At 66.5% G+C, this 13357-nt stretch carries 12 protein-coding genes; 6 read left to right on the top strand and 6 right to left on the bottom strand.

From position 1 onward, the window contains the following. Positions 1-5: 5 nt before the first annotated feature. Positions 6-1325, bottom strand: coding sequence for an aromatic ring-hydroxylating oxygenase subunit alpha (locus tag ASE22_RS08165; RefSeq protein WP_056357297.1), 1320 nt, complete (start codon positions 1323-1325; stop codon positions 6-8). A gap of 199 nt (positions 1326-1524) precedes the next feature. On the opposite strand from ASE22_RS08165, the gene ASE22_RS08160 reads away from it, so the two are divergent. Next, positions 1525-2229 carry a TetR/AcrR family transcriptional regulator gene (locus tag ASE22_RS08160; protein ID WP_235536242.1) on the top strand — a complete coding sequence of 235 codons (705 nt, stop codon included), beginning with the start codon at positions 1525-1527 and terminating at the stop codon, positions 2227-2229. A gap of 4 nt (positions 2230-2233) precedes the next feature. Beyond that, the gene (locus ASE22_RS08155) at positions 2234-2920 is read left to right on the top strand and encodes an SDR family NAD(P)-dependent oxidoreductase (protein ID WP_056357294.1); all 687 of its coding nucleotides are present in this window, start codon (positions 2234-2236) and stop codon (positions 2918-2920) included. A 19-nt stretch (positions 2921-2939) separates the two neighbouring features. Here ASE22_RS08155 and ASE22_RS08150 read toward each other — a convergent pair whose 3' ends face one another. Together ASE22_RS08150 and ASE22_RS08145 are read right to left on the bottom strand one after the other, a co-directional pair. Further along, positions 2940-3701 (bottom strand): sugar phosphate isomerase/epimerase family protein, encoded by a 762-nt coding sequence (locus tag ASE22_RS08150; RefSeq protein WP_235536243.1) that lies wholly within the window; start codon positions 3699-3701, stop codon positions 2940-2942. Between the two features lie 40 nt (positions 3702-3741). Further along, positions 3742-4926: an aromatic ring-hydroxylating oxygenase subunit alpha gene (locus ASE22_RS08145; RefSeq protein WP_056357288.1), complete on the bottom strand. Its 1185-nt coding sequence runs from the start codon at positions 4924-4926 to the stop codon at positions 3742-3744. Positions 4927-5052: 126 nt separating this feature from the next. Between ASE22_RS08145 and ASE22_RS08140 the strand changes: the two genes are divergently transcribed. Next, positions 5053-6687 (top strand): AMP-binding protein, encoded by a 1635-nt coding sequence (locus ASE22_RS08140; RefSeq protein WP_056357285.1) that lies wholly within the window; start codon positions 5053-5055, stop codon positions 6685-6687. A 38-nt stretch (positions 6688-6725) separates the two neighbouring features. On the opposite strand, the gene ASE22_RS08135 is transcribed toward ASE22_RS08140, so the two are convergent. Next, positions 6726-7532, bottom strand: a complete 807-nt coding sequence (locus ASE22_RS08135) for an SDR family NAD(P)-dependent oxidoreductase (protein ID WP_056357282.1) — start codon at positions 7530-7532, stop codon at positions 6726-6728. Between the two features lie 133 nt (positions 7533-7665). Here ASE22_RS08135 and ASE22_RS08130 point away from each other — a divergent pair, with 133 nt between their 5' ends. Together ASE22_RS08130 and ASE22_RS08125 are read left to right on the top strand one after the other, a co-directional pair. Beyond that, positions 7666-8424 carry an SDR family NAD(P)-dependent oxidoreductase gene (locus tag ASE22_RS08130; protein ID WP_056357279.1) on the top strand — a complete coding sequence of 253 codons (759 nt, stop codon included), beginning with the start codon at positions 7666-7668 and terminating at the stop codon, positions 8422-8424. A 26-nt stretch (positions 8425-8450) separates the two neighbouring features. Beyond that, positions 8451-8930, top strand: a complete 480-nt coding sequence (locus ASE22_RS08125) for a VOC family protein (RefSeq protein WP_235537533.1) — start codon at positions 8451-8453, stop codon at positions 8928-8930. 217 nt (positions 8931-9147) lie between these two features. Here the strand turns inward: ASE22_RS08125 and ASE22_RS08120 are convergent, their stop codons facing one another. Next, the gene (locus tag ASE22_RS08120) at positions 9148-9876 is read right to left on the bottom strand and encodes an SDR family NAD(P)-dependent oxidoreductase (protein WP_056357273.1); all 729 of its coding nucleotides are present in this window, start codon (positions 9874-9876) and stop codon (positions 9148-9150) included. Then, on the bottom strand, positions 9876-10889 hold the full coding sequence (locus ASE22_RS08115; protein WP_056357270.1) for an NADP-dependent oxidoreductase: 1014 nt from the start codon (positions 10887-10889) through the stop codon (positions 9876-9878). The genes ASE22_RS08120 and ASE22_RS08115 overlap by 1 nt, the downstream gene beginning before the upstream one ends. Before the next feature lie 174 nt (positions 10890-11063). On the opposite strand from ASE22_RS08115, the gene ASE22_RS08110 reads away from it, so the two are divergent. Further along, the gene (locus ASE22_RS08110) at positions 11064-13307 is read left to right on the top strand and encodes a TonB-dependent receptor (RefSeq protein WP_235538150.1); all 2244 of its coding nucleotides are present in this window, start codon (positions 11064-11066) and stop codon (positions 13305-13307) included. Positions 13308-13357 lie beyond the last annotated feature (50 nt).

Genomic DNA, 13357 nt, shown 5'->3' with positions numbered 1-13357 from the left:
CGCGGTCAGGCCCGTCCCTTCACATAGTCGTCGAGCAGCTCGTGGAAGCGCTGGATGCGCTTTTCCTGGTGGGTAAGGATGCACCCCTTGAAGCCGCGCGAGTTGAGCCCCTGCTGCTGGCTGGTGCCGATCGAGAGGTCCTGGTCGGCGACGAAGCCGAGCGACTGGCCGTCGCCATAGACCGAGTGGCGATGCTCGGCGTGGCGCAGCGGCACCATGCCGACGGGGGTCTCGACCTCCTTCATTCCCTCGACCGGCGGCACCAGCACCCAGTGCTGGAACACGCATTTCGCCGGATCGGTCGGGTGCGGCTCGGTGCGCAGCACCTGGCACTGTTCGGGCGACATGGTAATCGTCAGGTTGGGAAACAAAGTGCAGTGGAAATAATCGACGAGCTGCTGGTCGGTCATGTCGGCATAGTTGGTGAAGCCGCGCTCGGCGCCGAGCCGGCGCTTCGCCTCGATCACCGCCTGGCGGACCTCGCCGGTGCGGCCCCTGTAGTCGGCCGGGTCGATCCCCCAGGCCATGGCGATCGCATCGAGCGGGGCGGGGACGTCGCCGCTCTCATGGTCGGCGCGGGTGGTCGCCTGATGGCCCTTCATCCACATCGAATTGTGGCCGCTCGGATACATCTCGAACAGCGTGTCGGGCAGGCCGTCGTTGATGAAGGTCGACAGCTCCGGGTGGATCGTCGGCAGGTGATAGCTCTCGTTGAAATTGTCGCGGATGATCTTCCAGTTGAAATCGCAGTCCGCCGACAGGTTGAGCACGCGCACCCAGTTGTCGAGGCCGTAACCAGCCAGCCGCGCGGGGAAGGGATCGAGCCATTCGACCAGCGGCTTAGCGTCGGGATCCATGCACCAGAAGACGAAGGGACCGAAGGTCTCGCAGCGCAGCTCGGTCAGGTGGACCCGGCCGCAGGGGTTGCCGCCGGGGAAATCGTCGGGATCCTGGACCTTGGCGAGCGTACCGTCGAGGTCGAACTGCCAGCCATGATAGGCGCAGGTCAGCCGCTGGGCGCTGCCGATATCGCCGAGGACGAGGCGGTTACCGCGGTGCGGGCAGGCATTGTAGAAGGCCTTGATCGACCCGTCCTCCTGCCGGACCATGATCACCGACTCGCGACCGAAATTGTGGCGGATGAAGTCGCCTTCCTCCTCCAGCTCGGCCAGAACGCCGCCGAGATGCCAGACTTTCGGCCACAGGTTCCGATCCTCGGCGTCCATCCATTCGCGGCTGACATAGCGTTCGGCCGTGATCGGATCGCCGCGGACGGGCAGGTCATATTCGGCGGAATAGCGCGACAGCATCGGTTCGGCAGTCATCTCGCGGGTCCTCTCCCCGGTTTCCGGAGCGCCTCACGTTATAAAACAGGCGCTTGTGCCGGTTTTATGGATTAGCGCTGTCGGCGTAACCTGTCGCAATCGCTAGTTTCGGAAGAGGGCCACCCTCCCGGACGATGGGCCGGCCCTTGCGACGAGGGCGAGTCTGTTGGGCGAACGGCGTGACGATGCGATGAGGAACATGACGGCCACGCGCCCGCCGGAGCGGGAGACGGGCCCAGCCTTGGAGGCCGAGGGGCCGGTCCGCTGGCAGCAGCGGAAGAGCGCGCGGACGCGCCTCGCCATGCTCGAGGCCGGGATCGATTGCCTCGTCGAGCGCGGCCATGGCGGCCTGTCGGCCAGTCTGGTCGCCGAGCGCGCCGGGGTGTCGCGCGGCGCGATGCACCATCATTTCGCGACCCGCATGGAGCTGGTCGCGGGCCTCGTCGACCATGTCTTCCACAAGCGGCTCGCCGATTTCCTCGCCGCCTATGCCGCGGCGCTGGCCGCGCACGGCGCCGGACAGGGCGAGGAGGCGCTCGTCGAGATAGGCAGCGACCTCCACTGGAAGAGCGTCGAGACGCGCGAATATGCCGCCTATGTCGAGCTGGCGGTCGCGGCCCGCACCGATCCCGAGCTCGACCAGCTGCTCGAACCCGCGCTGCGCCGCTACGACGCGCTGTGGCGGCAGGAGATGATCCGCTTCCATCCGCAATGGGAGGCCCATTGGGAGGCGATGCAGCTCGCCAACGATTTTACCATCGCCGCGCATCTCGGGCTGCTGCTCCAGCGCCCGGCGTTCGGCGAGGAACGGCTGGAGCGGGTCCGCAATCTGGTCCGCGCGGTCAACCGGCGGCTGCACGATACGCCGCGAACAAGGGCGGAATGCCCGACTGAGGAAGGATAAGCATATGGCGAACATCGCGATCACCGGCGCCGGGCGTGGCCTTGGGCTGGAACTGACCCGGCAGCACCTGGCGGCGGGCGACCGCGTCTTCGCGCTGCTCCGCGATCCGGGCGGTTCGACGGCGCTCGAGGCTCTGACGGCCGGTGCCGACGGCCGGCTCAGTGTCCATCGGATGGACGTGAGCGATGCGGCATCGATCGGGGCCGGCGCCGCTTCGACCGGCGATGCGCCGATCGACATCCTCTATAACGTCGCGGGGGTGCTCGGCATCCCCGGCCCCGAGCTCGACAGCACCGACTGGGACGCCTTCGACGAGGCGATCGACATCATGCTGAAGGGGCCGATGCGCGTACTCCAGGCCTTCCTGCCGCGGATGGGCGCGGGATCGAAGGTGATCAACTTCTCCAGCCAGCTCGCTTCATCCACCTGGCCCTATGGCGGCTATTATGCCTATGCCGCCGCCAAGGCCGGGCTCGGCCGGATGATGCGCTCGGTCGCGATCGACCTGAAGGGACGCGGGATCGTCGTCGGCATCATCCACCCCGGCTATGTCCAGACCGACATGGGCGGCCCCGGTGCCGACATCACCCCGCAGGAGAGCGCCAGCGGCATCCGCAAGCTCGCCGAGGGCTGGACGCTGGAGAAGAGCGGCGATTTCTACAAATGGAACGGCGAGCCGCACGCCTGGTGAGGGGCGGCGACGCGGAGCTTCAGCCGGCCGCCTTCAACCACCGCCGGGTCGCCTCCGCCACGACGCGCGCCCTGGCGTCGGCATCGGGATAAGAGTCCCGCAGCGCCTTCGACCGCAGCTCGACGCTGAGCGGGATGCCCGCCGGCAGCGCGCGGTGGAAGATGTCGAGCGGCAGCGCGCCGTCGCCACATTGCTCGCGCAGGTCGATCGCGTCGACGATTACCGCGTCGAAATCGGCCGGGTCGGGGCGGTGGGCGGGAGCGTCGCAAATCTGCGCATAGGGCAGCAGGGCACGGTCGACCGCCGCCAGCGCCTCGAACGGCGTTCCCGACCGGTCGACATGGATCGGATCGAGCAGCAGGGCGCGCTGCGGATGGCCGACCCGATCGAGAATGGCGAGCGCGGCGGGGAGATCCTTCACCTCGGTGAAGATGCCGAACTCGAGCGCGACCCGCATGCGGCTGCCCTCGGCGTGGCGGCACAGGTCGGCCAGGCGCGTCGCCGTCGCGCCCGGATCGGGGTCCGACGACACGCACAGGACGTTGGCGGCGCCCAGCTCCGCGCCGATGTCGATCGTGCGGCGATGGTCGTCCATCGCGCTGTCGGGCTTCAGCCAGATCACCTCGACGTCGAGCAGCGGCAGGCCGGTATCGGCCAGCGCGGCGCGGACCTCGCGGAACAGCGGCGCGGTCCAGTCGGCCGGTTCGATCCACAGGCCGACCGCGTCGAAGCCGCCGGCCGCCGCCGCGCGGATCGTGTCGACCGGACCGAACTCGGGCACGACGCCCGAGGCGAGCGAGATCGGGTTCAGGATCCGCCTCCTACATCACCGGCTCGGGAAGGTCGGGATCGTCCTGAAGGTACCAGTTGAGCCATTCGTGGAAATACTGGTTGCCGCGCTCGTTGCGGCCGAACACCAGATCGTCGTGCGCGGCGGTTTCCAGTCCCTTCTGGATCTCCAGGCCGATGACGTAGTCCTCGGTGTAGGTCACGTCCCGGAAGAAATCGATCATCGTCTCGATATTGGCGCGGTCGGCATCGTCCTTCGGCGCCTCGCGTCGCAGATAGTTGAGGACGGTGCGGTTGCGGTCGGGCGTCGGCCCCGGGAACAGCTGGGCGATCTGGGTAATCTCGGGGGCGATGAAGATCGACACGTTCGGAAAGAAGATCCGGACGAAATCGAAGCCGTTATTCTCCTGCGTCCCCCACTTTTCGCGTGGCACGTCGCGCAGCGCCTCGGCGATCCGCCGCTGCGGGAAGCCGATGCGGATATTGGGGCCGAAGCCCTCATAATGGGTGCAGTTGGACGGGGTGCGGGGAAAGATCGTCGTCGGGTGGAGCGACGCGAAATGATAGCCTTCGAGATAGCCGTCGAAGGCGATCTTCCAGTTGGCGCCCTCGATCACGCGCGAGCCGAGATAGGACCATCTGTCGAAGTCCAGCGCCTCGAAATCCTCGAGATAGCCGCGGAAATGATCGTCGAGGTTGATCGGGGCGTTCGGCGTCAGGCAGACGAAGATCATCCCCGCCCGTTCCTCGCAGGGCAGTTCGCGCAGGCCGCGCTCGACCTTGGAGACCTCGCCGAACTTGCTCGCCTCGGACACTGCCAGCAACTTGCCGTCCTGACCGAAGGTCCAGCCGTGATATTTGCAGGTGAAGCGCGGGCAGTTGCCATGGCCCTCGGGCGCCACCGGCGCGCCGCGATGCGAGCAGACGTTGAGGAAGGCGCGGACTTTGCCCGCCTTGTCGCGGTTGATCAGCACCGGCTTCCCCATCGCGTCCATCGCCTTGAAGTCGCCCGGACGGGGCAATTCGGCGGTGAAGGCCAGCAGAAGCGGCACGCGCATGAACACAAGCTCCATTTCGGCGCGCCATTGGTCGGGATCGGTATAGCTGCTGGTCGGGACCTTCATGGTCGTGCCGGTCAGGTAGGTCTTGTTGTTCTCGACATAGTCGAGCATCGTTTCGGCGACGTCGCCGATATTCTGTACGCGGTCCACAGCCATCTCCCGAGCAGCGATCTTTGCAGGGAGTTGAGCAAAGCGAGAGAGGGACGACAAGCTGGGACAGGTGACAGGTTCCTCGCCTTTTGGCCAATTGGCCGGGCGCCTCCGGGACGGCACCCTTCGGCGATGAACGACAGACGCGATCCGCCCTGGGCCTGGCTCGACATTCCCGCCCCGCATCAGCGGCCATTCGCGGATTCGGGCGTCTGGGATTCCCGGACGATCGCCGATCTCGCGATCGAGCTGACCGCCGCCGACCCCGGTTTCGTCGCGCTGATCGACGGCGAATCGACGATGACCCGCGAACAATTGCTCGTCGCGGCCGAGGCCCTGTCGGCGGCGCTATCTGCGCGCGGACTGCGCCCCGGCGACGTCGTCGCCTTCCAGGTGCCGAACTGGGGCGAGGCCGCGGTGATCAACCTCGCCGCCGCTATGTCGGGCCTGGTCGTCAATCCGATCGTACCGATCTACCGCGACCATGAGGTCATGCAGATGCTGGGCGATTGCCGCGCACGCGCCTTCTTCGTCGCCTCGAGTTTCCGCGGCTATGATTTCGCGACGATGGCGGGGCGGGTGCGCGCCTCGCTGCCGTCGCTCGAGCATGTCTTCACCGTGCGGGGCGAGGGGGCGGACGACTATGCCGCGCTCGTCGCCGAAGGGCGGCATGGCAATTTCCGGCGGCCGCAGGTCGATCCCCTGGGCGTCAAGATGGTGCTCTATACCTCGGGTACCACCGGGCGGCCCAAGGGCGTGCTGCACAGCCATGTCACGCTCCAGCGCATCCTGCGGATGAGCGCCGCGCATTGGGGCATCGGCCAGGGCGAGGCGACCCTGATGCCGTCGCCGGTCACCCATGTCTCGGGCTATGCCAACGGCCTGGAGATGCCGCTGGTGTGGGGCACGCGGACGGTGCTGATGGAAAGCTGGAACGCGGTGGCGGCGCTGGAGCTGATCGATCGGTACGGCCTGATCGGTACCGTCGCGGCGACGCCCTTCCTGGTCGAGCTGGCGGCGGCGGCGCGGGCGGCGGGCAACCGGCTGCCCTCCTTCCGCTTCTTCGCCTGTGGCGGTGCCGCCGTCCCCGCCGACCTCATCCCGGCGGCAAGCGCGGCCTTCGACAACTGCCGTCCCTTCCGGGTATTCGGCGCGTCGGAAGTGCCGCTCGTCACCTTCGGTTGGCCCGACGATCCCCATCTCGCCGCGACGACCGACGGCGCGGTGGTCGACTATGCGGTGCGGATCGTCGACGCCGACGACCGCGACGTGGCCGCCGGGCTGGAGGGCGAGATCCTCGCGCGGGGGCCGGGCATGATGATGGGCTATGCCGACCAGTCGCAGACTGCCGAGGCAATCACGCCCGATGGCTATTTCCGCACCGGCGACCTGGGCGTGCTGTCGCCCGAGGGCGCGATTACCGTCACCGGCCGCAAGAAGGACCTGATCATCCGCGGCGGCGAGAATATCAGCGCCAAGGAGATCGAGGACGTCCTCCACGCGCACGGCAGGGTGCGCGAGGCGAGCGTCGTCGCCATGCCGCACGACCGGCTGGGTGAAGGCATCTGCGCCTATGTGATCGCCGACGGCGAGCCGCCGTCCGTCGCCGACCTCGCGAGGCATGTCGCCGACAGCGGGCTCGCGAAGCAGAAGATTCCCGAGCTGTTCCTGTTCGTCGACGATTTCCCCCGCACCGCATCGGGCAAGATCCGCAAGGACATGCTGCGCGAGGACGTGAAGCGGCGGTTGGGCGAGGTCGCCGACTGAGGCAGAAAGGGGGGGAGGCCCGATGCTCGACCCGAAGCTCAGGCCTGCCCCGTTGCCTTTGCCACGCTCGCCGCAATCTCGTCGTTGGTCGGGTTGCGGCGGAGGGTCAGGCCGCCGTTCACCTGGAGATTCTCGCCGCTCATGAAGCATTCGTTGCTGGCGAGGAACACGGCGGCGGCGGCGATGTCGTCCGGCGAACCGATCCGGCCGAGCGGATAGCCCGGCAGGAAGGCCTCGAACAGGCCGGGTACGGTCTTGGCCTCGGCGGTCATCGGAGTGTCGGTCAATCCGGGCGAGATCGAATTGGCGCGGATGCCCTCCTTGCCGAACTCGTGCGCGACGCAGCGTATGACATGGTCGGTCCCCGCCTTGGTGCCCATATAGGCGGCATGGTCGTTGAGCATGATCGTCGCGGTGGCCGAGCTGATCTGGATGATCGATCCGCCGCGACCGCCATGCGCAGTGCCCATCTTGCGGATCATGGCCTGGTAGAATTGATACGGGCCGATGAACTGTAGCGCGGTCATCGTCTCCAGTTCGTCGCGGCTGGTGTCGAGGAAGGGCTTGAGCAGGCCCCAGCCGGTCGCGTTGACCGCGATGTCGATCCCCCCCATCGCGTCCATCGCGGCATCGGCCAGCGCGGCGAGGCTCGCCTCGTCGGTGATGTCGCACAGGGCATGGGCCGCGCCGGTGTCGGCGGCGAAGGCGGCGAGCGGCGGCGCCTTGCGGCCGGCAACGAGCACCTCGGCCCCTTCCGCCAGGAAGCGTCGGGCGATGATCTGGCCCATGTTGCCCGGGCTGCCGGCCCCAAGGACGACGGCTTTCCTGCCTGCGAGACGCGCCATGTTATCCCTCTCCTTCTTCTCGCCTCCGGGCTAGCACCGGTCGCGGCCGGCCCAGCCCTGATCAAAAGGCGAGTGGTCCCTCCGCGCGCGCGGAGGGAGAACGAGGCAACGCTGAAATGGATAGGAGGGAAAGATGGATCTCGGGCTCAAGGGCAAGAAGGTCATCCTGACGGGCGGTAGCCGCGGCATCGGCCGCGCCGCGCTGGAAATCTTCGCCGAAGAGGGCTGCGACGTCGCTTTCTTCTCGCGCAACGCCGAGCAGGTCGAGGCGACGGTGAAGTCATTGTCGCGCCATGGCGGCAAGGTGATCGGCGAGGCCTTCGACATGACCGATCTCGCCGCTTATCCGGGCTGGCTGAACTCGGCCGCCGACCGGCTGGGCGGCTGCGACATCTTCGTTCCCGGCGCGAGTTCCTCGGGGCAGGGTGCGACCGGCGACTGGGACGTCTGCTTCAACGCCGACGTCAAGGGCACGGTTATCGGCTGCGAGACGTTGCAGCCTCATCTGGAAGCATCCGACGCGGCGTCGATCGTGTTCATGTCGAGCACCGCGGCGCTCGAGACCTTCATCGTCCCGCAGGCCTATAATGCGATCAAGGGCGCGTTGCTGGTCTATGCCAAGCAGCTCGGCCAGGCGCTCGGCCCCAAGGGCATCAGGGTCAACGCGGTCTCGCCCGGGCCGATCGCCTTTCCCGGCGGCAATTGGGAAGCGATCAAGGGCGCGATGCCGGGCCTCTACGACGCCACGGAGGCGCAGTTCGCGCTCGGCCGCTGGGGCGGGCCCGAGGAGGTCGCGAAGACGGTGGTCTTCCTCGCCAGCCCGGCTTCGTCCTACACGACCGGCACCAATGTCGTGATCGACGGCGGCTATACCAAGCGCGTCCAGTTCTGAGCGCCATGGCGGCGGTCGCCGGCATTATGGACGTGCATCATATCGCGGTGTCGGTCCCTGACCTCGCGAAGGCGCGGCGCTTCTACATCGATCTGCTCGGGGCGGTGGAGGAGGTGGAGCCACTAAGCTGGCGCGACAATCCTTTCATCGACTCGGTCATCGGGCTCGAAGGCAGCATCGCCGACCAGTTCATCTGCCGGCTGGGCAACACCCAGATCGAGGTGTTCGAATATCATGCGCCGCGATCCGATCCGCAGGACCCGGATCGCGGCGTGAACCAGCATGGCTATACCCATTTCGCGCTGCAGGTGGAGGACATCCAGGCCTGCTACGACCGACTGTCGGCGGAGGGCATCCGTTTCCACGCGCCGCCCGACCTCGGCACGATCGCCGTTGACGCGCAGGGCAACAAGAGCGGCTATTCGGCGACCTATTGCCGCGACTGGTTCGGCAATGTCTTCGAGTTGATCGAGATCCATCCGAACGAGGCGTTGAAGCCGATCTGAACCGCTGGATCATCATGCCAGCGGAGGCCGGCATCCATGTCTGTTCTCCCCCCAATGGTCGTCTGGCTGGCGAGACATGGACCCCAGCCTTCGCTGGGGCGACGGGTGGGGAGGCGTGCTCCACAAAAACCGTTCGTGTCGAGCGAAGTCGAGACACGTCTCCGCGCGCCAACGTTCCTCGACGTCGCTCGGGACGAACGGGCGCGGGAAGGCGTGCTTATTGCCGCTGCATCGCCCCGCCGTCGACGAAGAAGCCCTGGCCCGAGAAGAAGCGCGCATCGTCCGAGGCGAGGAAGGCGATCACGTCCGCGATGTCTTCGGGTTGGCCGAGCCGGCCGAGCGCGGCCTTCTTCTCCCAATAGACCCTGAACTCGGGCATATCGGCGAAGGCCGGCGCGGTCATCGGCGTCTCGATCGCACCGGGCTGCAGGCAGTTGGCGGTGATGCCGAACGGCCCGAGCTCGCAGGCGACCGAGCGGGTCATGCCCAGCACCGCATGCTTGGAGGCGCCATAGGCGACGAGGCCCGCGTCGCCGAAGCTGGCCATCGTCGACCCGATCGTGACGATGCGGCCATGGGGCGATCGCTTCAGCGCGGGCACCGCGTCTCGGATCAGGCGGAAGACGGCGGTGACGTTCACCGCCATCACCTGGTCGAAATAGGCGTCGTCATGGCCTTCCAGCGGATGGAAGGCCGAGATGCCGGCGCAGGGGACGAGGATGTCGAGTCCGCCGTGGCGGGCGACCGCCTCCGCCACCAACTCGGCGTTGATTCCCGGCGCGGTGACGTCGGCATGGCGGTCGACCTCGCCCTGGAGGTCGACACGGTAGACGCGGGCGCCATCGGCAGCGAGCCGCCGCGCGGTCGCGGCGCCGATTCCCGATCCCGCCCCGGTGACGAGCGCGCTGCGCCCTTCGAGCCGGCCATGTGCCTCGCCTGGCGCCATCAGGCGATCTTCAGTACGAGCTTGCCGGTGTTGGCGCCGGCGAACAGGCGCATGAAGGCGTCATAGGCGTTTTCGAGACCGATCTGGACATCCTCGTCGATGCGCAGCTTGCCCTCGGCCATCCACCGGGCGATCTGGGCGCCGCCTTCGGCGAAGCGCGGGACATAGTCCATGACGAGGAAGCCGGTGATCGTCGCCTCCTGGACGAGCACCTGCCACAGGTTGCGGATGCCGATCTTCTCGGGCGCATTATATTCGCTGATCAGGCCGCAGAGAACGATCCGCGCGCGCTTGGCGAGGTTCATCAGTTCGGCATCCATCACGTCGCCGCCGACATTCTCGAAGATGATGTCGACGCCGCCGGGCGCCGCCGCGCCGATCTCGGCCGACAGTTCCGCCACCGACTTGCCCTTATAGTCGATCGCGACGTCGAAGCCGTAATCGTCGATCAGGCGGCGGCACTTGTCGGCGCCCCCCGCGATGCCGATCGTCCTGCAACCCTTGATCTTGCCGATCTGGCCGACGACCGATCCCACGGCGCCGGCCGCGCCGGAGACGAGCAGGGTCTCGCCCGCCTTGGGCTTGCCCGCTTCCAGCAGGCCGAAATAGCCGGTCTGGCCGACCGCGCCCATCGCCGAGAGGAATTTGGACGGGGAGTCGGCGAGCGAGATATCGATGTGACCGGTGAAGCCGCCCGGCATAACCTCCGAATAATCCTCGAGCCCGTTCAGGCCGAGTACCCAGTCGCCCGGCTCGAAGTCGGGATTGTCGGAGCTGTGAACGACACCCACCGTCGTCGCGCGTACCGGATCGCCGAGCGGGATCGGCGGCATGTAGCTCGGCGCGTCGTCCATCCATCCACGCTGGGCGGGATCGAGCGAGGCATAATGGTTGCGCACGACGAAGCCGCCGGCGGGCGGGACCGGAACAGGTGTCTCGACCAGGCGGAAATCCTCGCGGACGGGGGTTCCGTGCGGACGGCGCACGAGCAGAAACCGGCGATTCGACGTCATGAGGCTCTCCCAAACCAGTCTATGCTCGCCGCGGCGCCAGATCAAAGCACCTGTGAAAAGTCGCAGTATGGTTCTGCCGGCGAAAGTATAAATTGAGATCGCAGGCATCGGTAGAGACGCGATGCCCTATACATGGGGAGGATTAAGATGCGGCGAACTGCCATGCGTCGTGCCATGTTGGCTGCTTTCGTGACAACTTCGCTGGGTGGGCTTTCGGCGCCGGTGTTCGCACAGGCGACCGGCGGTCCCGAGGCGGACGAGACGGTCACCAGCGACGCCAACGAAATCATCGTGTCGGCCCGCCGGCGTGCGGAATCGCTGCAGGACACGCCGGTCGCGATCACCGCGATCAATGCGGCGATGCTCGAGAACAAGGCATCGACCAATATCGGCGACCTGCAGGGCGCGGCGCCGAACCTTCTCATCACCCAGCAGAACTCGGGCGCCCAGGCGGCGAACCTCTCGATCCGCGGCCTGACCTATGCCGATATCGAGAAGTCGCAGGAGCCGACCGTCGGCGTCGTCATCGACGGCGTCTTCATCGGCACCAACACCGGCCAGTTGCTCGACTTCTTCGATATCGAGCAGATCGAGGTGCTGCGCGGCCCGCAAGGCACGCTGTTCGGCCGCAACACGATCGGCGGCGTGATCAACATCACCCGCTCGCGCCCGACGATGGAGTTCGGCGGCAAGGTCGAGGCGTCCTATGGCAAGTTCAACAGCTGGTCGACCCGCGCCGTCGTCAATGCCGGCAACGGCGAGACGGTGGGCGTGAAGGGCTTCTTCTTCCACAATGAATCCGACGGCTTCTATCGCCACGGAATCACCGGCAAGCGCGCCGGCGGATCGAACAGCGACAATTACGGCGTCTCGGTGCTGCTGAGGCCGACCGACAGCGATTTCAGCGCGCTGCTGACCGTCGAGAAGCAGAACCAGAAGTTCGACGTCGTCAACTCGAATATCACCCAGACCGGCGAAGCGTTCTGCGGGCTCGAGCCCGCCGACCAGTGCAACCGGAACACCACCGGCGATCTCTACACGGTGTTCGGCTCCCCGGCGACGAGCTATTACAGCGCGCCGGCCGCGACGCTGGAGTTGAACTACGACGCCGGAGCGGTGAAGATCACCTCGATCACCGGCTGGCGCAAATCGAAGGAGCGCCAGACGCAGGACTTCGATGCGTCGACCACCGATCTCTATTATGTATATCGCCAACAGCGTTACCGGCAGTGGAGCCAGGAGCTGCGCTTCTCCGGCGATCTTGGCGATAATTTCGACTATGTCGTCGGCGGCTTCTACTTCAATTCCCGCTACAGCCTGACGCAGTGGACCCGGGTTTTCGGGCTCAACGACGCGATCGATCCGCGCGTGTTCGATACCAATGCGCAAACCGTGCGGGGCCGCACCGAATCCTATGCGGGGTTCGGCGACTTCAACTGGGCCTTCGCCGATCGCTGGCGCCTGTCCTTCGGCGGTCGTTACACGCATGACCAGAAGAAGCTGACCAACAGCTTCGCAACGACGGGCCTGGTCGGACAGGGGGATGCCAGCTTCAAGAAGTTCACCCCCAAGATCGGCGTCGATTTCCGGCCCAACGACCAGACGATGCTCTATGCCAGCTGGTCGCGCGGCTATCGTTCGGGCGGTTTCAGCCCGCGCGCGGCGACCGCCGCGACGGCGAGCACACCGTTCGGCCCGGAGACGGTCGACAGCTACGAGGTCGGCAGCAAGCTCGACCTGTTCGACCGGGTGCTGCAGTTCAACGTCGCGGCCTTCCTGTCCAAGTACAAGGACCTGCAGCAGAACACGACGATCCCCGGCGGCCCGACCGGCAACCAGACGATCACCTCCAATGTCGGCCGCGCGACGATCAAGGGTCTCGAGCTCGACGTTACCATCCGGCCAGCCGAAGGGCTCAAGCTCACCGGGACGATGGGTCTGCTCGATGCCGACTTCAAGACCTTCCTCGCCGGCAACATCTCGCCGACGGGCGTGCTCGTCCCCTTCGACTATTCGCGCAATCGGCCGATCTACTCGCCGAAGTTCAGCGGGTCGGTGGGTGCCGAATATAGCTTGCCGACGAGCTTCGGCAGCATGGTGGCCTCGACCGGGCTGCGCCACATCAGCCCTTATGACCAGCAGATCTCGACCGGCCCGCTCACCGGCAATTTCAACACCGGTCCGGTCATCGTCAACGGCAATGACCCGCGCGTCCGGACCGACACGCAGAACCTGCTCGACGCCAGCCTGACCGCCAATTTCAAGATGTCGGGTACCGATGCCTATCTGACGCTGTTCGGGCGCAACCTGCTCGACGACCGCGGCACCACGGCGGCATTCACCGTGGCGGGGCTCTTCTCCTTCGCCTCGGCCCGCGAGCCGCGCACCTATGGCGCGACCCTAGGGGTCAAGTTCTGATCAACTCCCCTTGTTGATCTTTCCTGGGGCGCGTCCGGCATCGGATGCGC

This window comes from Sphingomonas sp. Root720, from assembly GCF_001428605.1.
GTDB lineage: Bacteria > Pseudomonadota > Alphaproteobacteria > Sphingomonadales > Sphingomonadaceae > Rhizorhabdus.
Note: the sequence above shows the minus strand (reverse complement) of the source record. Positions and strands in the feature narration are given on the sequence as shown.

Excerpts from the sequence above, each read along its gene's own strand:
- ASE22_RS08165 (WP_056357297.1), bottom strand. The coding sequence starts at position 1,325 with ATGACTGCCGAACCGATGCTGTCGCGCTATTCCGCCGAATATGACCTG.
- ASE22_RS08160 (WP_235536242.1), top strand. The coding sequence starts at position 1,525 with ATGACGGCCACGCGCCCGCCGGAGCGGGAGACGGGCCCAGCCTTGGAG.
- ASE22_RS08155 (WP_056357294.1), top strand. The coding sequence starts at position 2,234 with ATGGCGAACATCGCGATCACCGGCGCCGGGCGTGGCCTTGGGCTGGAA.
- ASE22_RS08145 (WP_056357288.1), bottom strand. The coding sequence starts at position 4,926 with ATGGCTGTGGACCGCGTACAGAATATCGGCGACGTCGCCGAAACGATG.
- ASE22_RS08140 (WP_056357285.1), top strand. The coding sequence starts at position 5,053 with ATGAACGACAGACGCGATCCGCCCTGGGCCTGGCTCGACATTCCCGCC.
- ASE22_RS08135 (WP_056357282.1), bottom strand. The coding sequence starts at position 7,532 with ATGGCGCGTCTCGCAGGCAGGAAAGCCGTCGTCCTTGGGGCCGGCAGC.
- ASE22_RS08130 (WP_056357279.1), top strand. The coding sequence starts at position 7,666 with ATGGATCTCGGGCTCAAGGGCAAGAAGGTCATCCTGACGGGCGGTAGC.
- ASE22_RS08125 (WP_235537533.1), top strand. The coding sequence starts at position 8,451 with ATGGACGTGCATCATATCGCGGTGTCGGTCCCTGACCTCGCGAAGGCG.
- ASE22_RS08120 (WP_056357273.1), bottom strand. The coding sequence starts at position 9,876 with ATGGCGCCAGGCGAGGCACATGGCCGGCTCGAAGGGCGCAGCGCGCTC.
- ASE22_RS08115 (WP_056357270.1), bottom strand. The coding sequence starts at position 10,889 with ATGACGTCGAATCGCCGGTTTCTGCTCGTGCGCCGTCCGCACGGAACC.
- ASE22_RS08110 (WP_235538150.1), top strand. The coding sequence starts at position 11,064 with ATGTTGGCTGCTTTCGTGACAACTTCGCTGGGTGGGCTTTCGGCGCCG.